Genomic DNA, 20,042 nt, shown 5'->3' on the forward strand with positions numbered 1-20,042 from the left:
TAAACGGAGGAGAAGTAGTATGTTAAGATCGATGTATTCAGGAATAAGTGCTATGAAATCAAATCAGACGAAAATGGACGTTGTAGGTAACAATGTAGCAAACGTAGGAACAACAGCATATAAAAAGACAAGCACAAGATTTGCAGATGCACTATATCAAAGTTCAATATACCCAAGTGCACCAACAGCTACAAGTGGAGGGGTTAACCCAGGGCAAGTTGGTATAGGTGTTAAAGTAAGTGGTATATTAAAGAACATGGTACAAGGTTCATTACAAACAACAGGAAGAGATACAGACTTAGCTATTGATGGAGATGGATTCTTCACTGTTGAAATAGGTCCAAATCAAAAGGGATATACAAGAGATGGATCTTTTAGTTTAGATATGAATGGAAACCTTGTAACATCACAAGGTTATAAGGTTTTAGGTGAAGGTGATAATCCTATATTAATACCAGAAGAAGTTGAAAATGCTAATGGTGTTAATCAAAAAGTAGTATCATTTAACATTGCTAGTGATGGTTCTATTTCATATTTGTTAGCTGATGGTACAAAAATGCCTCAATTAGATGTTGATGGAGCTGTAATAAAGGGAGATAAACAAGTTTTACAAATATCAGTATTCCAAAATGATGAAGGTTTAGAGCAACTTGGAGGAAATATATATGGAGAAACTGCAAACTCAGGCGAACCAATAAAGAACCCTGTATTTGGAAAGATAACTCAAGGTGCTATAGAAATGTCTAATGTTGACTTATCAGAAGAATTTACAGAAATGATAGTTACAACTAGAGCATTCCAAGCAGCAAGTAAAGTAATAACTACTAGTGATGAACTACTTCAAGAAATTGTAAATCTTAAGAGATAATAAGAGGTGGTAGAGAATGAAGAAGAATGATATTCTAACACCAATAGGATTAGTATTAGCAATAGGATTTATATTCTTTGCTATAGCACAGGGTAAAGGTGGAGTTGGTATGTTTATCGATATACCATCATTCCTTATAACTGTAGGAGGTTCATTTGCAGCAGTATTAATAACTTTTGATTTAGATACTGTAAAGAGAATTCCTAGTGCATTAAAAATGAGTATAGTTTCACCAAGCGTTAATAAAGTTGATTTAGTTGATCAATTCAAAGAACTTTCAAAAACAATTAGAAAAGATGGAATACTTGCAATAGAACAACAAGTAGCTGAAATGGAAGACCCATTCTTAAAAAAAGGTCTTGAATTAATTGTTGATGGTGTAGATGCAGAATCGGTAAAAGAAATATTAGAAATAGAGTTAAATGAAAAAGAAAAAGTATACGGCAGTAGTTCTAAGATATTCAAACTTTGGGGATCTTATGCACCTGCCTTTGGTATGGTTGGTACACTTATAGGTCTTATACAAATGCTATCTGATATGGGTTCACCAGATGATATAGCCTCGGGTATGAGTACTGCACTTATAACTACACTTTATGGAGCATTATTTACTAATATGATATTTAACCCAATTGGATTTAACATTGAATCTAAAGGTGAAAAAGAAATAGAGTATTTAGAAATGGTAGTTTGTGGATTACAAAGTATACAAAATGGTGACAGTGTAAGAGCAATGGAAGAAAAATTAATAACACACTTAAATGAAAAAGATAGAAAAGCATATTATGAAAATTCATCAAGTGAGGTTGCTTAATCATGGCTCGTAAGAAAAAAAAGGATGATGAAATAAGAACCGATGGATGGATGGATACCTTTGCAGACACCATGACATTGCTACTAACATTTTTTATACTACTATATTCGATATCAGCAGTAGACAGTGAAAAACTAAAAAAATTATCAGAGGCATTACAATATTCTTTAACAGGTGATTCATCTATTGAAGAAGTTCAAAGTATAGATGATTTAAAGGTTGAAATCGAAAAGGGTACTAAATATGAAGATTTAGCTGCAAAGTTAAATGAAATAATAGAAAAAAATTCTCTTACAGACGAAATTAAAATAAGAGAAGAAGAAAGAGGAATAGTACTTCAAGTTGATGAGTCAATACTATTTGATTCAGGTAAAGCAGAAATAAAAAGTGAGAGCATAAATGTTCTTGATACAATAGCTAAAATAATACAAGAAACAGATAATGAAATTGTTGCAGAAGGAAATACAGATAATGTTCCTATAAATAGTTCAGCATATAGGTCTAACTGGGAGCTTTCTACAGAAAGAGCATTAAGTATAGTAAGGTATTTAATTGAAAATAAGAATATAAATCCCAATAGAATTTCGCTTAAAGGGTATGGAGAATTTAATCCTATTGTTCCTAATGATACACCTGAAAATAAAGCTAAAAACAGAAGGGTTGATATTTTAGTAGTTGAAGAAAGAGAATCAAAAACTGAAAATAAAAACAATAATGTAGAAAATAAGTAATAAAATTTGAGGAGAAAGTTAAGAAATAGGAAGGGAAAATAAATTATGTTGCATTATATAATAAACTTAATAATATTTATACCTATTACTATTATTTTAATAATAGCTTCAATAAAGTTAACTAAATTTAACTCAGATAATATTAATAAGCATAAGTATGTTAAAGTCCTAGAAAGAACTAACTTAAATAAAGATACAAGTATATTTGTTTTAGAAATGGGTGATGAAGGATGTGTACTAGCTTCATCACCTTCTAAAACTGAAAAAATAAAAGTATTAAGTAAAGAAGAAATAGCTCAAATATATGATATGAAAGAAAGCTATGGGATAGATTTATCACAAATAGATGTTGATAAATTTAATATATCTAACTTTGGATTAAAGAACAAAAAAAATAAAAAGAATATGTTTTCAAAAAAGAATAAGTCAAAATTTTCAAACTTTAATAATTCGGATAGACTTTTATTTAATAAAAAATAGAAATTACTAGAAAAAGGGGGACGTATGTATGAATGATTTAGTTGGATTAGTATCAAATCATCAGCAAGAATTTACTCCTTTAATAAAGTTATTTATAGTAATGACATTTATGATGTTTTTACCGACTATCATCTTTATGATGACAAGTTTTGTAAGAATAATCATTACATTCTCATTTTTAAAATCAGCTTTAGGAGCTCAACAATCTATACCTAATCAAATACTAGTAGGTATAGCATTAGTATTGACAATATTTATTATGTCACCAGTAGTAGATAAGATTAATAAAGAGGCTATACAGCCATATAGAGAAGAAAAAATAACTTTTCAAGAGGGAATAGAAAAAGCTCAAATTCCTATGAAAGAATTTTTATTAAAAGAAACTAGAGATGAAGACATAAAATTATTTTTAGATAGTGCTCGTATTGATAAAAATGATGTAACAAGAGAAAATTTACCATTACAAGTACTAGTACCAGCGTTTGCAATAAGTGAATTAAAAACTGCGTTTCAAATTGGATTTTTAATATATTTACCATTCTTATTAATAGATTTGGTAGTATCAAGTGCATTGATGTCGATGGGGATGTTTATGCTACCACCAGCTATGATTTCTCTGCCTTTTAAACTTTTATTATTTATAATGGTAGACGGATGGAATTTATTAATTAAATCTTTAATTTTAAGTTTTAATTAGCAAGGAGATGACATTATGAGTGAACAGATGATAATGGGAATAATAACGAAAGCTTTATCTACTGCATTAATGGTAGCAGGTCCAATATTAATAATAGCATTGGTAATTGGTTTGCTAGTTAGTGTATTCCAAGCAGCAACTCAAATACAAGAACAAACATTAACATTTGTACCTAAATTAATAGCTATAGCAACAATACTTCTTGTTGGAGGGAGTTGGATGCTTAATAAGTTAGTAGTTTTTACAAATGAGATTATGAATATAATAGCAAATGTAAAGGGATGAGATAAATGATATTTGTATTTATAAGGATATTAACGTTCTTTAGTTGTATAAATGTAATATTTCCAAATGGAACTCCTAAAGTATTTAAAGTGATGTTTTCTATATTTATCTCATTTATAATATCTCCTTTTATACAAGCAGATATAGCTGTTCATTCACTTAGTCAACTTATTATATATGCATTAATGGAAACATTAACAGGATTAGTATTTGGCTTTATAACTAATATGTGTTTCAATAGTTTAAAAATAGCAGGGAGTTTAATTGACCAGCAATTAGGTTTATCTATGGCAAATATATATGATCCAAATACTAATACTCAAAATACATTAATTGAAACTATTTTATATTGGTTAGGAGTAATGATTTTTTTTAGCATGAATGGACATCACCAGTTAATAGCGGGGATACAAAATAGCTTTAACTTAGTTAAAGTAGGTCAACTAATACTTAGCGGAAACTTTGACTATGTAATAAATGTATTTGTTCAATGTTTTATAATTGGAATAAAAATAGCAGTTCCTATGATTTTATCATTACTTATTGCAGAGTTACTAATTGGTTTTATATCAAAGAGCGTTCCACAATTAAATGTAATGATAATAGGTATGCCTTTGAAACTACTAATAGGAATTATATTTTTAATGATAGCATTACCATTTATAGTGAGTAAAATTCACTATTTATTCAATCAGATACCATCTATTTTAGATGGAACTCTTAGTATGAATAATGACATGTTTTCTGGTGTAGGAGCTTTTGGATTTATGCTGTCTATGAGTGGAGATAAAACAGAAGACCCAACTCCTAAGAAAAAGAAGGATGCTAGAAAGCAAGGTAATATAGCAAAAAGTTCTGAAGTTAATACTGCTATGACTTTTTTAGCAATATTAGTTGTAGTTTATACAATGTCAGACTTTATAGTTTTTGAAGTTAAAAATTTTATGGTCAATATGCTTAGTGGAAACTTAAGTATGACTATAAATAATAATACTCTAAAAGTATTAATGTTTAAGATAATACTTTCTTTTATGAAAGTAATTTTACCAATATGTCTAATCATAATGGCATTTGGAATTATAGGAAATTTAATTCAAACAGGTTTTTTCTTTTCAGGAGAAAGTTTAAAACCTAAGTTTTCAAAATTAAATCCTATCAATGGATTTAAAAATATGTTCTCATTAAAATCGTTAGTGAATCTTGTAAAAAGTATAGTTGTCATATCAGTAATGGTAGCTATAGGATATTCATTTATGAATAAGAATTTTGCAGGGATAATAAAAAGTGGGGATATATACACTCCATATTTGTTTGATACTATAGTTGATCTTATAAAAAATATACTAGGTACCATAGCTATGGTAGTAGTTGTTATAGCAATACTTGATTATGCATATCAAAAGTATAGCCATAATAAAGAGCTTAAGATGACTAAACAAGAAGTAAAAGAAGAGTACAAACAGATGGAAGGGGACCCTCACATAAAAGGAAAGATAAAGCAAAAACAAAGACAGATGGCAACTCAAAGAATGATGCAAGCTGTTCCTTCGGCTACTGTAATTGTAACCAATCCTACACACATATCTATAGCAATAAGATATGAACAAGGAGTAGATAAAACACCAGTAGTAGTAGCAAAAGGGGCAGATCAAGTGGCATTTAAAATAAGAGAAATCGCTAAAAGTCATGATGTACCGATTATTGAAAATGTACCTCTAGCAAGACTTATTTACAGAGAGGTTGAGATAGATCAAGAAATACCAGAAGAAATGTATAAAGCAGTTGCTGAAGTATTAGTAGCTGTGTATAAGATAAAAAATAAATATAAGTAGTTATTAAGAAGAGGTTAAATATGGATAAATTAAGTTTAAAAGGCAGATTTGATATATTGGCCGGATTTGGAATACTAGGAATAGTATTAATGATAATAATCCCACTTCCGCCATTTTTACTAGATGTATTGTTATCAGTAAACATAGCATTATCAATTCTTATATTACTACTTACTCTTTTTTCAACTAATGTATTACAGCTATCTATGTTTCCAACAATATTGCTTGTTACAACATTATTTAGATTAGGTCTAAATATTTCATCAACAAGGCTTATATTAGGACAAGGTTATGCAGGAAATGTTATAGAGGCATTTGGTAGCTTTGTTGTTGGTGGGAATTACGTAGTAGGTGTAATTATATTTTTAATTATAATGATAGTACAGTTTGTTGTAATAACAAACGGTTCAGGAAGAGTATCAGAGGTATCAGCGAGATTTACACTTGATGCTATGCCTGGTAAACAAATGAGTATAGATGCAGATTTAGGTGCAGGAATAATAGACGAAAAAACTGCAAGAAAAAAAAGAGCAGAATTACAGCAAGAAGTAGACTTTTATGGTGCTATGGATGGTGCATCTAAGTTCGTAAAAGGAGATGCAATTGCAGGTATAATCATAACAATAATAAATGTATTAGGTGGAATTATTATTGGTGTAGTTATGATGGATATGAGTTTTGGTGAAGCTGTACAAAACTTTATAAGACTTACTATAGGGGATGGCCTTGTTGGTCAAATATCAGCATTACTAATATCAGTATCTGCAGGTATTTTAGTTACAAAGTCTAGTAACGAGAAAAACTTTGGTAATCTTTTAGGACAACAGTTAACATCAGTACCTGTAACTATAGGTATGGCAGGAGCTGTTTTGTTAATCTTAGGGTTTCTTCCAGGACTTCCTAAATTATCATTCTTTACATTAGGTGCTGGTGCATTAGCTACTTCATTTTTATTAAATAAAGAAGAAAAAGAAAAACAAAAACAAGAGGAATTACAATCTATACAAAGTGAAGCTGAAGATACTAAACCTAGTATAGAAATGGCAGAAGATGTGTCTAGCCTTATAAATGTTGAGCCGATAGAAGTTGAAATTGGATATGGTCTTATACCACTTGCAGATGAAAGTAATGGAGGGGACTTATTACAAAGAATAGTTTCTATAAGAAGACAGTGTGCAATTGATATGGGGATACTAGTACAACCAATAAGAATTAGAGATAATCTTCAGTTAGAGCCAAATCAATACAGTATAAAAATAAAAGGAAATGTAGTAGCAACATATAGTCTTATGCCAACAATGTTATTATGTATGAATCCTATGGGAACAGATATTAATATTGATGGAATAAGAGTTAAAGAACCTACATTTGGTCTTGATGCATTATGGATAAGTTCGGATAAGGCAGAAGAAGCAGAATTATATGGACTAACTGTTGTAGACCCAACAACTATACTAGTTACCCATTTATTAGAAATAATAAAATCTAAGGCACATGAACTTATTGGTAGACAAGAGGTTAAATTAATTATAGATTCGGCTAAAGAAAGATATAGTGCCGTTGTTGATGAGCTAATCCCAGATTTAATGACATTAGGAGAGGTTCAAAAAGTATTACAAAACTTATTAAGAGAAAATATTTCAATAAAAGATAGAGTTACAATTCTAGAAACGTTAGCTGATAATGCTAGAAATACAAAGGATATAGAACTTTTAACTGAGTATGTAAGAATGGCTATGAGTAGAAGTATTTGTTCTAACTTAGTTGATGAAAATAACTCTATAACAGTAGCAACTTTATCTATGGAAGTAGAAAATATAATAAGCAATAGCTTACAAAGATCTATTAATGGTACATATCCAGCAATAGACCCAGATACAACAAACAAGATATTCTCTAGTATACAAAATACAGTAGAAAGCATTCATTTTAATAATAATAGAACTATACTTCTAGTTTCTCCAAAAATAAGAGCGCCTTTTAGAAAGTTAGTTGAAATGGTATTTCCTAATATAACAGTTTTATCATTAAATGAAATACCGAGTGATATTCAGATAAAGGCTCAAGGTACAGTAAATATATAGTAGGAGGTGTGTATTGTGACTACTCAAAGTCAAGAAGAATTCATAGTGAATAATATGAATATTGTTAAAAATATAGCATCTAAGTATTATACAGATAAAATAGGATTAGACTATGAAGATTTAGTTAGTTATGGCGTTATGGGACTTATAGATGCAAGAAAAAAGTTTGATGAAAGTAGAGGCGTAAAATTTTCAACTTATGCTTCAATCAGAGTATCTTCATTTATAATAGACGAAATAAGAAAATACTCACCGGTATCAAGAACTTATATGAGCAAAATAAAGGAATACAATAAATGTGTAGATCAATTGCAACAAAAGCTTTTTAGAAAGCCAAGTGAAGATGAAATTGCACAATATATGGATATAACTAAAAAAGAAGTAATTAGTATTAGAAATAAAATGAAAACTTCAAGTAATATATCCATAGACCATACAGTTTCAGAAGGTGAAAAAGAATTTAGTATTATAGATACTATTGAAGATGAAGATATTCTTTGCCCAGAAGAAGCCTTTGAGCAAAAGGAGCTTCAAGATGTGTTAGCTAAAGCAATAGACATGTTAAAAGAAAAAGATCGATTAGTATTATCTCTTTATTATTATGAAGAGTTAACTTTAAAAGAAATTGGGGAAATACTTGGAGTATCAGAATCAAGAGTTTCCCAATTAAATAATAGAGCTATTTCTAATTTAAGAGCTGCTATGAAAAAGTTAAAGTATATTGATTAAGGAGGAATTAACATGCTTAGAAGTATGTATGCATCTGTGTCTTCAATGTTAACTTTACAAGCAAGGCAAGGTGTTATAACTAATAATTTAGCAAATATAAACACAACAGGATATAAAGGTCAAACTGTAGTAGCAAAAAGCTTTGATGAGATGTTACTACATAATAAAGATAGTTATGAAAATGGAGTTTCTAATGTAAAAGACTTAGGTTCTTTAAGTTTTGGAGTTAGAATAGATGATACTTTTACTAGCTATAATCAAGGAAGCTTAGTTTCAACTGATAACAATACAGATTTTGCAATAGTTGGGAGTGGATTTTTCCAAGTTTCTGATGATGCAAATAATACTTACTATACAAGAGATGGTTCATTTAAAGTAAACCCTCAAGGTTACTTAGTAACTAATTCTGGAGAATATGTTATGGGTACAAATACCCAAACAGGAAATTCTGAAAGAATATATGTAGGTACAGACCTTATTAGCATATCACCTGATAATAGCGTAATGATAAATGGAGAAAATAAGTATAAATTCAATATAGTTGATTTTGAAAATTATGATAACCTAACTAAATATGGAAATAATCTGTATAAAGGAGAGGGAGGATTTAACTCTAACAATTACAGTATAAAGCAAAAATATTTAGAAGGTTCAAATGTAGATTCTATAAATGAGATAGCTATGATGATGGAAACTGTCAATGAATTTGAAGCAAATCAAAAGGTTATCCAAACTATAGACTCAATACTTGGGCAAATAGCAAGTGATATAGGTAGAGTAAAATAATATTAATAGGAGGAAATATCAATGTATAACATAATGAACAACAGTATAACTGGAATGTCTGCTAATCAAGGAAAAATTGATATTATTTCTAATAATATAGCAAACTCACAAACTGTAGGTTATAAAAAACTAGATTCAGGTTTTCTAGATTTATATACAGATACTTTATCTAGACAATCATATCCACATAATGGAGATAATTTAATAACTGGAACTGGAGTAAAATTATCAAGTGCGACTAGAAACTTAACTCAAGGTGCATTAAAGGAAACTGGTATAAATACAGAAATAGCAATAGATGGAGATGGATATTTTAGAGTAATATCAAATGATGGAACATACAAGTACACTAGAAATGGAGAATTTAGTTTTGACTCAAATGGAAAGTTAGTTGACGATTCTGGAAATATCTTAGACATAACTTATAATCAAGGTATTAATGGTCAAGGTTTAAATTTATCAAATGGAGATCTTACAATAAGCAATAATGGACAAGTATTTCTAAATAAACAAAATGTGGGTAGTATAACTCTATATATGCCACAAGGTAATAATGATTTTACATCAGTTGGAGATAATTTATTTGCTCTTAATGATGGAGCTACACTTACAACGGTAGAAAATCCAAAACTTCATCAAGGATATGTTGAAATGTCTAATGTAAGTATGCAAGCAGAAATGACTGATTTAATTATGGCACAAAGAGCATTTCAATTTAATAGTAGGGCAATGCAGTCTACAAATGAGATGTGGGAAATGATAAATAACCTTAGAAGTAGATAATATCTTGAGAGGAGGTAGGTTTTAATTATGGATGAAAATGTAAGAGTATATGACTTTAAAAAGCCACAAAGATACTCAAGTGATAATATGAGATTCTTATCTGTAGTTTCAGAAGAATTCTGTAAAAATGTAAACTTATTCTTAGCTTATGAACTAAAAAAGCAAAAAATACACTGTAAAATTGAAAAAGTTGAGCAAACAAACTATGATGAATTTATAAATTTAATTGATAAAGATTCAGTAATTGCAGAACATGCTATACAACCATTAGTACAAGATTTAATTTACCAAATTGATAAAACTATAGCCCTTACTTTAATTGATGTAGTTTTAGGTGGAGATGGACTTTTAGAAAATTATGATAGAAACCTTACTGAAATAGATAAGCAATTATTATTTCAAAGTGTTAATGACTTCTTAAAGAGAATGTATGTAGTTGAAAGTTGTACACACAGAGAAGTATTAAGAGTTCATATAAATGCGGGAGCAAGTAAAAAATATCCTATAAGTGAATCTGTCTTAATTGCACATATGAAGGTTATGTATGAAGACAAGGAAATAGGTAAAATGAGATTTTGTGAACCATATAGCTGTATGGAACCAATACTTGATTTATTAGAAACTAAAAAATTATTTAGAAATAAGAATCAAGAATATGATTTTGAATTTACAAATGCAATTTATAACAATGTGTGCGGAGCGAAGGTTGATTTAATTGCAAGATTAGGAAAATCAACTATAAAAGTAAATGAACTCCTTGATTTAAAAGTAGGAGATATAATAACTTTAGATACAAAAGTAGATGGAGATATAGAGCTAGATGTTTCTGAAGCTAGATCGTTTAAATGTAGACCAGGATTAATAAAAAATAAAAATGGTGTAGTAATAACTGATAGTGTTAAGAAAGGAGTATAGACAATGAATAAAAATCTTGCTAGAGTATTAGATATAGAACTTAATGTAAGTGTTATTCTTGGTAGAACTAAGATGGCACTAAAAGACATATTTGAGCTAGGTAAAGGTTCATTAATAGAATTGGATACCTTTGAAAATCAAGAGGTTGAAATATATGTAAATGGAAGAAAAATCGGATATGGTCAAATAGTTGTAATAGACCAAAACTTCGGAGTTAGAATAACTAATATACTTGGTGAAGATGAATTAGTCAAAACATTAAGTTAAGGGTATCTATCATAGGAAGGACTGGTAAATGAGTAAATTATTAAAAAGCAAGTACAATAATAGTGGGGATAGATGTGTAGATGCTTGCTTAAGCTATGGAGAATTAAGGTACTTAGACCATGAGGGGCAGCCCATTAATATTGAGGTTCCTGAAGATAAATATGAAGAAGCAATAATAGATTTTACTGAAAGAAAAAAAGAAGGATTGGTAAGTAGCAGTATAGATCCAATTAAGGTATTAAAAAAAGGAAGCTTCACATATAATCAAGTAAAAAATATAGCAAATTTGAATAAGATAAAAGGGTTAAGAGTTTTTGAAATAGACGGAAGTATAGAACTTGAACATACTTTAGGTGTATCAGGAAGTATAGAGTATGCTTTAGCTATATGGAATGGTGATAGCAAAGAAGTAGCATTAGAAAAAGCAATTATTAGAGCTATAAAAATACATGGTGTAAATTTTGTAAAGTCATTAAAGCTTGATGAAAAATATGAATCTATATATGACAAAGTAGCTAAATTAGGTAGTATAGCAGAAAATCAATTATATACTATAAAATATTGTAAAATCCAAGATGAGATATATAGTAATATTGTAGATATGAGAATTAACTTAAAAAGGGGTTCTGATATTGCAATAGGAAGTATTGGTTCTTTAATAGGTTTTATATTAGTACAATTATTTACTAATTTTGGAAAGTTATTAAATAATATATTTATTCATGTAGGGATTAGTATATTTATTATGATTTTATTTTATATTCTTTCAATAAAACTTGTAAAGGCGATAAGCTATAATTACATAAAAAATACCAATGGCTCTATAATTGATATGTTTAATGATGAACTTGAGTATTATAGTTATAATAATCTTCTTACAGAAGATGAAAATAATATTATAGTTGAAAATATAACGAAGGGAGAAATTTCAAAGTTAATTGTTGAAATAAAGGGTAGTGTTAACAAAAAAATATCTATAAATAAAGTGATATCAAAAGAAACTGAATTTATTTTAGAATCTAGACGAAATATTTTTCTTCCAAATGATAATGAAATAAAGGAAATAACTGAAAGTCTTATCAAAAAATATTTTAATAAAGTTAATGTATAAAAAAATTGCTCTGAACAATTTATATGTTCAGAGTAATTTTTTTATTATATAAAATGAATAAGGTAAAAAATAAAAAATTTGTCGAAAAATGTAAAGTTATATTAATACTTATCCGTATAAATAAAATGTAAATTATAGGATAGATTAGATTCATTAGAGTCGGGAGGAAAAAGAATGAATTCATTTAAAAATTTAAAAATAGGAAAAAAGCTTATATTATCTTTTTTAACTATATTAATTTTAACGAGTAGTTTAAGTATATATATATTAGGAAAGTTATCATATACAGCTAATTTAACAGATTATATGTATGATGGACCATATAAATTAGTTAATGAGTCTTTAGGGATTCGTATGGAAATTATCAATATATCAAGATGTTTAAATAGTGGTTTTGTTGATAACAACCATACTGGAGAAAATAAAACTATAGCAGAGTCATTTAATAAAATAGAAGAAAATATAAAATCAATAAGTGCAAATGAATTAATAGCATCATCTATAGGTGATCATTTAAAAAATCTTGAAAATGCAATAGAAAACTATAAAAGTGCATATGAAAATTTATATGCAAGAACACAAGTAGAAGGATTTACTAATAATGTTAATGATATAGATGCATCAGTTATTTCAACATATTCAAATACATACAACAAAGTAATAGAAGAGGCATCAATATTAAATGAAAATGCCAATAAAATTATGGAAGAGTTTTTAACAGATGCAGATAAAACAGCTAAGCAATCTACAATAATAAGTATAGCATTATTAATAGTAGCTATATTAGGAGTATCATACATAAGTATATACATAACAAAAACTTTAAGAGACCCATTAGTTGAAATTGAAGATGCGGCTAACAAAATGGCTGAAGGAGACTTTGATGTTTCTATATCTTATGAATCTAAAGATGAGTTAGGAACTTTAGCTGATAGTATGCGTAGAATGGCTAATAATACAAATGAAGTTATAAATGATACAGTAAATGTATTAGGTGAAGTAGCAGCAGGAAACTTTAATGTATCTACAAATGTTGAGTTTATAGGCGTATTTAAAGAAATAGAAGACTCTATAGAAAAAATAACTAATGATTTAAGTGAAACAATGTCACAAATAAGTTCAGCATCAGAAGAAGTTGGAGCGGCATCAGATCAAGTATCAAGTGGAGCTCAAATGTTAGCTCAAGGAGCAACAGAACAAGCAAGTGCTGTTCAAGAATTATCTGCAACTTTAACTGAGATATCAGAAAAAATAAAGAATACAGCAGAAAATGCTCAACATGCTAACAGCTTAACAATAAGCGCAGGGCATGAAGTTCAAAATGGTAATGAACAAATGAAAGAAATGGTTAAAGCAATGGACGAAATTTCATTTACTTCAAATGAAATAGGAAGAATAATAAAAACAATAGATGACATAGCATTCCAAACTAATATATTAGCACTTAATGCTGCAGTTGAAGCTGCTAGAGCTGGAAGTGCTGGTAAAGGATTTGCTGTTGTTGCTGATGAAGTTAGAAATCTTGCAGCTAAATCTGCTGAAGCTGCTAAAAATACAGCAGTACTTATTGAAAATTCAATAGCAGCAGTAGAAAATGGAACTAAAATAGTTAATAATACGGCTGAATCTCTTGGAAATATAATTGAAATAACAAACCAAACTATGAATTCAGTTGAAATGATAGCAAAAGCATCTGATGAACAAGCCGAAGCAATAGCTCAAGTAACTTTAGGAGTAGAACAGATTTCAGCTGTAGTTCAAAATAACTCTGCAACATCAGAAGAAAGTGCAGCTGCTAGTGAAGAGTTAAGTGGACAAGCACAAATGTTAAAATCTCTTATTGAAGGATTTAACGTAAAAGGTGGAAACCAATCTCAAAGAAGCATGGATTTTATGAATAATGATGCAAGTTATTTTGATATGTATTAAGAATAATATAATACAGTAAAGTCATATTAATGTTTATTTGTAAAAAGGAGGCTTTTATGCTTCCTTTTTATATAATAGACAACTAATATATTTGTTTAACAATAAAGGAGATAAAAAATGAGTGGAATAGATTCTATGACTGAGTTTTATGTATATGAAAATATGCAATTGCTAGAGCAATTAGAAGAAATTTTGCTTTCTGGTCAATCTGATACTGGAGAATTGAGTCAAGAGGAAATAGAAGAAATCTTTAGAGCTATGCATACTATAAAAGGCTCATCAGCTATGATGGGATATGATAGTTTAATGAATCTTACTCATAGTATTGAAGATGTTTTTGATGAAATAAGAAGTGGTAGAAAACTTACTCAAAGCAAGTGGGAAGAAGTTATTGACGTAGTACTTGCAATAATAGACTTTTTAAAAGATGAAATATCAAAAGTTCAAGAAGGGTTGTTTCCTCAAGCTAGTATAGAAGAACTTTATCAAAGATCAAGCAACTTATTAAAAGAAGATATAGAAGAAAATATATCATATAATACACAAGTAGATGAAACAGTTGATGAAGTTGTTAACTTAGATTCAAATGGAATGAAAATAAAAGTATTTTTTGAAGATGGATGTGGAATGGAATCTATAAGAGCACTTGGAGTTTTAATGTCTCTTGAAGGAATGCATTCATCAATAAAAACAGTACCAGAAAATTTAGAAGATGACTGTGATGGAGAAATAGCACAAAATGGACTTTTACTAGTTCTAGAAAATCCAATAGACAAAGAAGCAATTGAAAAAGCTATACAAGGAACAATGTTCCTTAAGTGTTTTGAAATAGAAGAACCTAATGAAAATAATAAAGAAGAAGTAGCAGAAGCAGAAGTATCTGAAAAAATAGAAGAAATAGAGATAAAAGAAGATTTAAATAAAGAAGAAACTGTAATCGAAGAAACTATTACTAATAAAGAAGAAACACATGTTTTAGAAGTAGTTAAGGAAGAAAGTCAAACAGAGGTTAAGGAAAATAAAATAGAAGAAAAGAAAACTTTAGATAAAAATAAATCTAATAAAGAAACTAAAAATAATTTCCTTACTGTAAACATAAATAAAATTGATATGTTAATGAATTTAGTAGGAGAGATTGTAACAACAGAGTCTATGGTAGAAAAACAATCTCAACTTGAAAACTTTAATAGAGATAACTTTGAAAAACAAGCTAGAAGATTACATCAATTGACTGCTGAGTTACAAGATGTAGTTATGTCTATCCGTATGGTACCTATATCATCTACATTTACTAAGATGCAAAGAGTAGTAAGGGATATGAGTAAAAAAACTGGCAAAATAGTAGACTTAGAACTTATAGGAGAACAAACAGAAGTAGATAAAACTATACTTGAAAACATATCAGATCCACTTATGCACATGATTAGAAATAGTATGGACCATGGTGTTGAAATGCCAGAGGAAAGAAAGGCAGCTGGAAAGCCTGAAAAAGCAACAGTAACACTAGAAGCTAAAAATACAGGTGGAGATGTTGTAATAGTTATAAAGGATGACGGTAGAGGTTTAAACAAAGAAGCTATTGTAAAAAAAGCTATAGAAAAGGGAATTACAACTAAGAGATTAGAAGAGATATCAGATAAAGAAGCATACAACTTTATAATGGCTCCAGGATTTTCAACTAAAGAAGCTGTTACAGAATACTCTGGTCGTGGAGTAGGGATGGATGTAGTTCATACTAACATAAAAAAATTAAGAGGTTCTATAACAATTGATAGTGAGAGCGGAAAAGGCACTATGTTCATAATTCGTATACCATTAACATTGGCTATAATAGATGGAATGAAAGTTGAAATAGGAAATGAAATATATATAATACCATCTCTTAATATAAAAGAAGTATTTAGAAGCGGGTCTTATGAAATTGTAAAAAATCCTAATGGTGAAGAACATAGTATTGTTAGAGGCAATTGCTATAAAATTCATAGATTAGCAGACATATTAGGAATTGAATCTAAAGATAAAAACGAAGGAATAATGATATTAGTTGAGTCTGAAATAGGAAATATATGCATAATTGTAGATAAAATAATAGGCCAACAAAATGTTGTTATAAAACCAATACCTCAATTATTAACTCAATTTGAAAAAGTTCAATCATATATGTCAGGATGTTCTATATTAGAGGATGGATCTATAAGCTTAATATTTGATGTTAACTCAATAATAACTAGATAATACTTTTATAGGAGATATACTATGAAAATTAATAGAAAAATAAAAGTAGTAATAGTTGATGACTCAGGAATATTTAGAAGAGTTTTATTTAATCAACTTAAAGACCACTCTCATATAGAAGTTGTTGGTATGGCTAAAGATCCATATGAAGCTAGGGATGTTATTGTAGAGTTTAATCCAGATGTATTAATACTAGATATAATGATGCCGGGACTTGATGGAATTGAATTTTTAAATATATTAAAGAATAAAAGATTTATACCAACTATTGCAATTAGTGGTAGTAGTATTAATGAAAGTAATGCAATTGCAGCGGGAGCAGTTGATTTTATCGAAAAGCCAACTGCAAAAACTATGCGTAATTTTAATGAAACTTTGGTTCAAAAAATAATAAATGCATCAGGATTTTATGATGATAGCTGTTCTAATACAGAACTTAAAAAGACTAACATTATAAAAAATAATGTTAGTTATAATAGTAAAAATATAATAGCAATAGGTGCATCTATGGGTGGAGTAGATGCAATAAGACACGTTTTAAGAGAGTTGCCATTAGGATTACCTGGCATAGTTATAACTCAACATATGCCCCCAATATTTACAAAAAAATATGCACAAAGACTTGATAAAGAATGTAGCATAAAGGTCGTTGAAGGTAAACATGGAGATGTAGTTTTAACTGGACATGCATATATTGCACCAGGTGGATATCAAATGGGAATAGTAAGAGAAAATAACAAGTATATCTTAGATATAAAAAAAGCTGAAAAAGTAAGTGGACATTGTCCATCAGTAGATTATTTATTTGAATCAGTAGCGATACATGCAAAAAATAATTCTATTGCAACAATACTAACAGGTATGGGAAATGATGGCGCTAAAGGATTATTATCTATAAAAAATGCAGGGGGATACACAATCGGTCAAAATAAAGAAACATGCGTTGTTTATGGTATGCCTATGGCAGCTAAAAATATCGGTGCTGTTCTTAAAGAAGTTCCTTTAGAAGCTATTCCAAATTTGATAGTAGATAAATTTAGAACGATATAAACTTAATAAAACTTAGAGAGGGAAGGAACATACCTATGAATTTTGAACAAGAAAAGTTAAATGTATTTCGTGAAATTAGTAATATAGGTTCGGGCAATGCATCTACATCATTAGCTCAAATGCTAAATGAAATAGTAGACATAGGAATACCTAACAGTGATTTAAGAGAATTTTCAGATATAACTAACAGTTATAGTTCACCAGAAGAACTTGTTGTTGGAACTGTATTACAAATATCAGGAGATTTAGAAGGTTTTATAATGGTAATAATGGACGTTGATTCAACACTTACTTTATTATCAAGATTATTAGGTAGAAAAATAGAGTGTGATAAAGAAAATTACGAAGAACTTTACAAAGAATTAAACTCTGTAGGAGAAATATGCAATATACTTTGTGGAACTTATTTAACTGCAATGTCAGATATGACTGGATTAACAATAGACCAATCAATACCATACTTTAGTGTAGATATGGTTATGGCAATAATGAACTTACCAGCTTCATTATATGGTGGTGAATCAGATTCTATACTATGTATAGAAACAGAATTCTTTACTTTAGATAGAGAGATAGAAGGAAAGTATTACTTTATACCTAAAGTAGAATCTTGTAACACATTATTATCTAAATTAGGATTTGAAGTATAGGTAGATTTAATGTCAGTTGCAAACGTAGGAATAGCAGATTATAAAATTATAAAATCACCAGATCAAATAATGACAGTTGGGTTAGGTTCTTGTTGTGGAGTTGTTATATATGATGAGATAAATAAAATAGCAGGACTTGTACATATTTTATTATCTGAATCAAAAGCAGAAAGGACTTTAACAAATAGAGCAAAATTTGCTGATACAGGAATAACACTTTTATATGAAGAATTAAGAAAAAAAGGTGCAAATCCAAGATTTATGAAGGCAAAAATGGCAGGTGGAGCACACATGTTTAATTTTAATAATTCTAATAATACTCTTACAATTGGTGAAAAGAATGTAAAAGTATGCAAAGAAACTCTATTTAAGTTAAGAATACCTATTATATCCTCAGATGTACTAGGTTCTTGCGGAAGAACTATTATATTTGATACAACTACTAATAAACTAAAAATAAAGAGTGTGGGCAAGAATGAAAAATTTATTTAGAAGAGGTGTATCAGTTTATGAATAATAATGAGGAAATTTTAGATAGCAAAATTGATGATTTATATATGATATTTGTGATAAATAACCAAAAATATGCATTATCATCTAAATATATTACAGAAATAATTGAAATTTTACCAATAACTAAGGTACCATTCTTACCAGAATACATGAAGGGTATAATCAACTTAAGAAGTACAATTATACCTGTAATGGACGCAAGAATGAGGTTTGGCATGGAACCTATTGAATATAGTGAAAGAACTTGTATAATTATAATCGAAAATGAAGCAAATAAAATAGGATTAATTGTTGATGCAGTAAATGAAGTATTAACAATACAACCTAAACAAATAATGGAATCTACAAAAGAAAAAAATGATTTAAAAGAAAGTTTTGTAAATGGAATAAGTCAGATAAATAATGATATACAACTAATATTAGATTGTGATTCATTAGTGAATATTGTAGGAGATATGAGTAATGAAATTAACGAATAATGATTTTATACGTCTTAAGACATTTATGTATAACAACTATGGTATAAATCTTGAAAATAAGAAAACATTAATAGAAACAAGACTTGCAATAGTTGTTAAAAGATTAGGATTTAATGATTTTAAATCATATATAGATAATCTAATGAGAGATAAAACAGGAGAACAAGCATCTATAATAGTAGGAAAACTTACAACTAACTTTACTTATTTTATGAGAGAAGAAGCACATTTTGAGTTTTTAAGAAATGAAATATTTGTGCCTTATTTTAAAAAAGCTCCAGTTGGAGGAATAAAAATATGGTCTGCAGCATCGTCTACAGGAGAAGAGCCTTATTGTATATCAATGTTAGCAACATCTGTATTCGGAATAGGTGCAAAATCAAAAGTATCTATAACAGCATCAGATATATCGACTAATGTTTTAAGAACGGCTAAAAATGGAGTTTATACAGAAGATAAAATAGCTAAATTGCCAAAAACTTGGGTTCAAAATTATATGAAAAAAGTGGGTGATAAAAGCTATGAAATAAATAATAATATAAAAAGTTTAGTTGATTTTAAATACTTTAACCTAAATCAAAGTATAGGATGGGAGTTTAGGAAATATGATGTAATATTCTGTAGAAATGTTATGATTTACTTTGATAATCCTACAAAACAAAAATTATGCAAAAGATTACATGATTCTTTAAAACCTGGTGGCTACCTAATAATAGGTTTATCTGAAAACTTATCGAACCTAGATAATGGTTTTGAAAGAGTAAGACCATCTGTTTATAGAAAAAAATAATTAATTTCAAGGAG

21 protein-coding genes are annotated in these 20,042 nt (G+C 28.8%); all 21 read left to right on the plus strand.

From position 1 onward, the window contains the following. Nucleotides 1–19: 19 nt before the first annotated feature. The 21 genes from BN7997_RS02060 to BN7997_RS02160 all read left to right on the plus strand — a co-directional run bounded on the left by BN7997_RS02060 (nt 20) and on the right by BN7997_RS02160 (nt 20,028). A complete protein-coding gene (locus BN7997_RS02060) occupies nt 20–868 on the plus strand; it encodes a flagellar hook-basal body complex protein (protein ID WP_071119225.1) in 849 nt (282 codons plus the stop codon). A gap of 16 nt (nt 869–884) precedes the next feature. Beyond that, a complete protein-coding gene (locus BN7997_RS02065; protein WP_071119226.1) occupies nt 885–1,682 on the plus strand; it encodes a motility protein A in 798 nt (265 codons plus the stop codon). A gap of 2 nt (nt 1,683–1,684) precedes the next feature. Continuing rightward, nucleotides 1,685–2,413 (plus strand): OmpA family protein, encoded by a 729-nt coding sequence (locus tag BN7997_RS02070; protein WP_071119227.1) that lies wholly within the window; start codon nt 1,685–1,687, stop codon nt 2,411–2,413. Between the two features lie 45 nt (nt 2,414–2,458). Further along, nucleotides 2,459–2,893, plus strand: coding sequence for a flagellar biosynthetic protein FliO (locus tag BN7997_RS02075; protein WP_071119228.1), 435 nt, complete (start codon nt 2,459–2,461; stop codon nt 2,891–2,893). Between the two features lie 28 nt (nt 2,894–2,921). Further along, nucleotides 2,922–3,590: a flagellar type III secretion system pore protein FliP gene (gene fliP / locus BN7997_RS02080; RefSeq protein ID WP_071119229.1), complete on the plus strand. Its 669-nt coding sequence runs from the start codon at nt 2,922–2,924 to the stop codon at nt 3,588–3,590. Between the two features lie 15 nt (nt 3,591–3,605). Continuing rightward, nucleotides 3,606–3,875: a flagellar biosynthesis protein FliQ gene (fliQ, locus tag BN7997_RS02085; RefSeq protein WP_071119230.1), complete on the plus strand. Its 270-nt coding sequence runs from the start codon at nt 3,606–3,608 to the stop codon at nt 3,873–3,875. Nucleotides 3,876–3,880: 5 nt separating this feature from the next. After that, on the plus strand, nt 3,881–5,707 hold the full coding sequence (locus BN7997_RS02090) for a fused FliR family export protein/FlhB family type III secretion system protein (RefSeq protein WP_071119231.1): 1,827 nt from the start codon (nt 3,881–3,883) through the stop codon (nt 5,705–5,707). A gap of 20 nt (nt 5,708–5,727) precedes the next feature. Further along, on the plus strand, nt 5,728–7,791 hold the full coding sequence (gene flhA, locus BN7997_RS02095; RefSeq protein ID WP_071119232.1) for a flagellar biosynthesis protein FlhA: 2,064 nt from the start codon (nt 5,728–5,730) through the stop codon (nt 7,789–7,791). Nucleotides 7,792–7,806: 15 nt separating this feature from the next. Further along, nucleotides 7,807–8,520, plus strand: coding sequence for a sigma-70 family RNA polymerase sigma factor (locus BN7997_RS02100; RefSeq protein WP_074010947.1), 714 nt, complete (start codon nt 7,807–7,809; stop codon nt 8,518–8,520). A gap of 12 nt (nt 8,521–8,532) precedes the next feature. After that, the gene (locus BN7997_RS02105) at nt 8,533–9,306 is read left to right on the plus strand and encodes a flagellar hook-basal body complex protein (RefSeq protein WP_071119233.1); all 774 of its coding nucleotides are present in this window, start codon (nt 8,533–8,535) and stop codon (nt 9,304–9,306) included. A gap of 21 nt (nt 9,307–9,327) precedes the next feature. After that, nucleotides 9,328–10,089 (plus strand): flagellar hook-basal body complex protein, encoded by a 762-nt coding sequence (locus BN7997_RS02110; protein WP_071119234.1) that lies wholly within the window; start codon nt 9,328–9,330, stop codon nt 10,087–10,089. Between the two features lie 27 nt (nt 10,090–10,116). Next, complete coding sequence (locus tag BN7997_RS02115; protein WP_071119235.1) at nt 10,117–11,004, plus strand: flagellar motor switch protein FliM; 888 nt, start codon at nt 10,117–10,119, stop codon at nt 11,002–11,004. A 3-nt stretch (nt 11,005–11,007) separates the two neighbouring features. Continuing rightward, nucleotides 11,008–11,271 carry a flagellar motor switch protein FliN gene (fliN, locus tag BN7997_RS02120; RefSeq protein WP_071119236.1) on the plus strand — a complete coding sequence of 88 codons (264 nt, stop codon included), beginning with the start codon at nt 11,008–11,010 and terminating at the stop codon, nt 11,269–11,271. 28 nt (nt 11,272–11,299) lie between these two features. After that, the gene (locus BN7997_RS02125; RefSeq protein WP_071119237.1) at nt 11,300–12,382 is read left to right on the plus strand and encodes a hypothetical protein; all 1,083 of its coding nucleotides are present in this window, start codon (nt 11,300–11,302) and stop codon (nt 12,380–12,382) included. A 174-nt stretch (nt 12,383–12,556) separates the two neighbouring features. Continuing rightward, entirely contained in the window at nt 12,557–14,311 is a 1,755-nt protein-coding gene (locus tag BN7997_RS02130; protein WP_071119238.1) for a methyl-accepting chemotaxis protein, read from the plus strand. Between the two features lie 117 nt (nt 14,312–14,428). Beyond that, a complete protein-coding gene (locus tag BN7997_RS02135) occupies nt 14,429–16,546 on the plus strand; it encodes a chemotaxis protein CheA (protein ID WP_071119239.1) in 2,118 nt (705 codons plus the stop codon). Nucleotides 16,547–16,567: 21 nt separating this feature from the next. Further along, nucleotides 16,568–17,596 (plus strand): chemotaxis-specific protein-glutamate methyltransferase CheB, encoded by a 1,029-nt coding sequence (gene cheB, locus BN7997_RS02140; protein ID WP_071119240.1) that lies wholly within the window; start codon nt 16,568–16,570, stop codon nt 17,594–17,596. Nucleotides 17,597–17,631: 35 nt separating this feature from the next. Next, complete coding sequence (locus BN7997_RS02145) at nt 17,632–18,246, plus strand: chemotaxis protein CheC (RefSeq protein WP_071119241.1); 615 nt, start codon at nt 17,632–17,634, stop codon at nt 18,244–18,246. 9 nt (nt 18,247–18,255) lie between these two features. Next, nucleotides 18,256–18,738 carry a chemotaxis protein CheD gene (locus tag BN7997_RS02150; protein ID WP_071119242.1) on the plus strand — a complete coding sequence of 161 codons (483 nt, stop codon included), beginning with the start codon at nt 18,256–18,258 and terminating at the stop codon, nt 18,736–18,738. A gap of 17 nt (nt 18,739–18,755) precedes the next feature. Then, nucleotides 18,756–19,238, plus strand: a complete 483-nt coding sequence (locus BN7997_RS02155) for a chemotaxis protein CheW (RefSeq protein ID WP_071119243.1) — start codon at nt 18,756–18,758, stop codon at nt 19,236–19,238. Next, nucleotides 19,222–20,028, plus strand: a complete 807-nt coding sequence (locus BN7997_RS02160) for a CheR family methyltransferase (protein WP_071119244.1) — start codon at nt 19,222–19,224, stop codon at nt 20,026–20,028. The genes BN7997_RS02155 and BN7997_RS02160 overlap by 17 nt, the downstream gene beginning before the upstream one ends. The last annotated feature ends 14 nt before the right edge of the window (nt 20,029–20,042 follow it).

Origin of the sequence: Romboutsia timonensis (genome assembly GCF_900106845.1) — a bacterium.
In the GTDB taxonomy this organism is placed as follows: Bacteria; Bacillota; Clostridia; order Peptostreptococcales; family Peptostreptococcaceae; genus Romboutsia; species Romboutsia timonensis.

What these genes read in the sequence shown, in the direction of transcription:
- BN7997_RS02075 (WP_071119228.1), top strand. Translation starts at nt 2,459, where the DNA reads ATGTTGCATTATATAATAAACTTAATAATATTTATACCTATTACTATT.
- BN7997_RS02065 (WP_071119226.1), top strand. Translation starts at nt 885, where the DNA reads ATGAAGAAGAATGATATTCTAACACCAATAGGATTAGTATTAGCAATA.
- cheB (WP_071119240.1), top strand. Translation starts at nt 16,568, where the DNA reads ATGAAAATTAATAGAAAAATAAAAGTAGTAATAGTTGATGACTCAGGA.
- BN7997_RS02090 (WP_071119231.1), top strand. Translation starts at nt 3,881, where the DNA reads ATGATATTTGTATTTATAAGGATATTAACGTTCTTTAGTTGTATAAAT.
- BN7997_RS02110 (WP_071119234.1), top strand. Translation starts at nt 9,328, where the DNA reads ATGTATAACATAATGAACAACAGTATAACTGGAATGTCTGCTAATCAA.
- fliQ (WP_071119230.1), top strand. Translation starts at nt 3,606, where the DNA reads ATGAGTGAACAGATGATAATGGGAATAATAACGAAAGCTTTATCTACT.
- BN7997_RS02145 (WP_071119241.1), top strand. Translation starts at nt 17,632, where the DNA reads ATGAATTTTGAACAAGAAAAGTTAAATGTATTTCGTGAAATTAGTAAT.
- BN7997_RS02130 (WP_071119238.1), top strand. Translation starts at nt 12,557, where the DNA reads ATGAATTCATTTAAAAATTTAAAAATAGGAAAAAAGCTTATATTATCT.
- BN7997_RS02115 (WP_071119235.1), top strand. Translation starts at nt 10,117, where the DNA reads ATGGATGAAAATGTAAGAGTATATGACTTTAAAAAGCCACAAAGATAC.
- BN7997_RS02125 (WP_071119237.1), top strand. Translation starts at nt 11,300, where the DNA reads ATGAGTAAATTATTAAAAAGCAAGTACAATAATAGTGGGGATAGATGT.
- fliN (WP_071119236.1), top strand. Translation starts at nt 11,008, where the DNA reads ATGAATAAAAATCTTGCTAGAGTATTAGATATAGAACTTAATGTAAGT.
- BN7997_RS02155 (WP_071119243.1), top strand. Translation starts at nt 18,756, where the DNA reads ATGAATAATAATGAGGAAATTTTAGATAGCAAAATTGATGATTTATAT.
- BN7997_RS02150 (WP_071119242.1), top strand. Translation starts at nt 18,256, where the DNA reads ATGTCAGTTGCAAACGTAGGAATAGCAGATTATAAAATTATAAAATCA.
- BN7997_RS02135 (WP_071119239.1), top strand. Translation starts at nt 14,429, where the DNA reads ATGAGTGGAATAGATTCTATGACTGAGTTTTATGTATATGAAAATATG.
- fliP (WP_071119229.1), top strand. Translation starts at nt 2,922, where the DNA reads ATGAATGATTTAGTTGGATTAGTATCAAATCATCAGCAAGAATTTACT.
- BN7997_RS02160 (WP_071119244.1), top strand. Translation starts at nt 19,222, where the DNA reads ATGAAATTAACGAATAATGATTTTATACGTCTTAAGACATTTATGTAT.
- BN7997_RS02070 (WP_071119227.1), top strand. Translation starts at nt 1,685, where the DNA reads ATGGCTCGTAAGAAAAAAAAGGATGATGAAATAAGAACCGATGGATGG.
- BN7997_RS02060 (WP_071119225.1), top strand. Translation starts at nt 20, where the DNA reads ATGTTAAGATCGATGTATTCAGGAATAAGTGCTATGAAATCAAATCAG.
- flhA (WP_071119232.1), top strand. Translation starts at nt 5,728, where the DNA reads ATGGATAAATTAAGTTTAAAAGGCAGATTTGATATATTGGCCGGATTT.
- BN7997_RS02105 (WP_071119233.1), top strand. Translation starts at nt 8,533, where the DNA reads ATGCTTAGAAGTATGTATGCATCTGTGTCTTCAATGTTAACTTTACAA.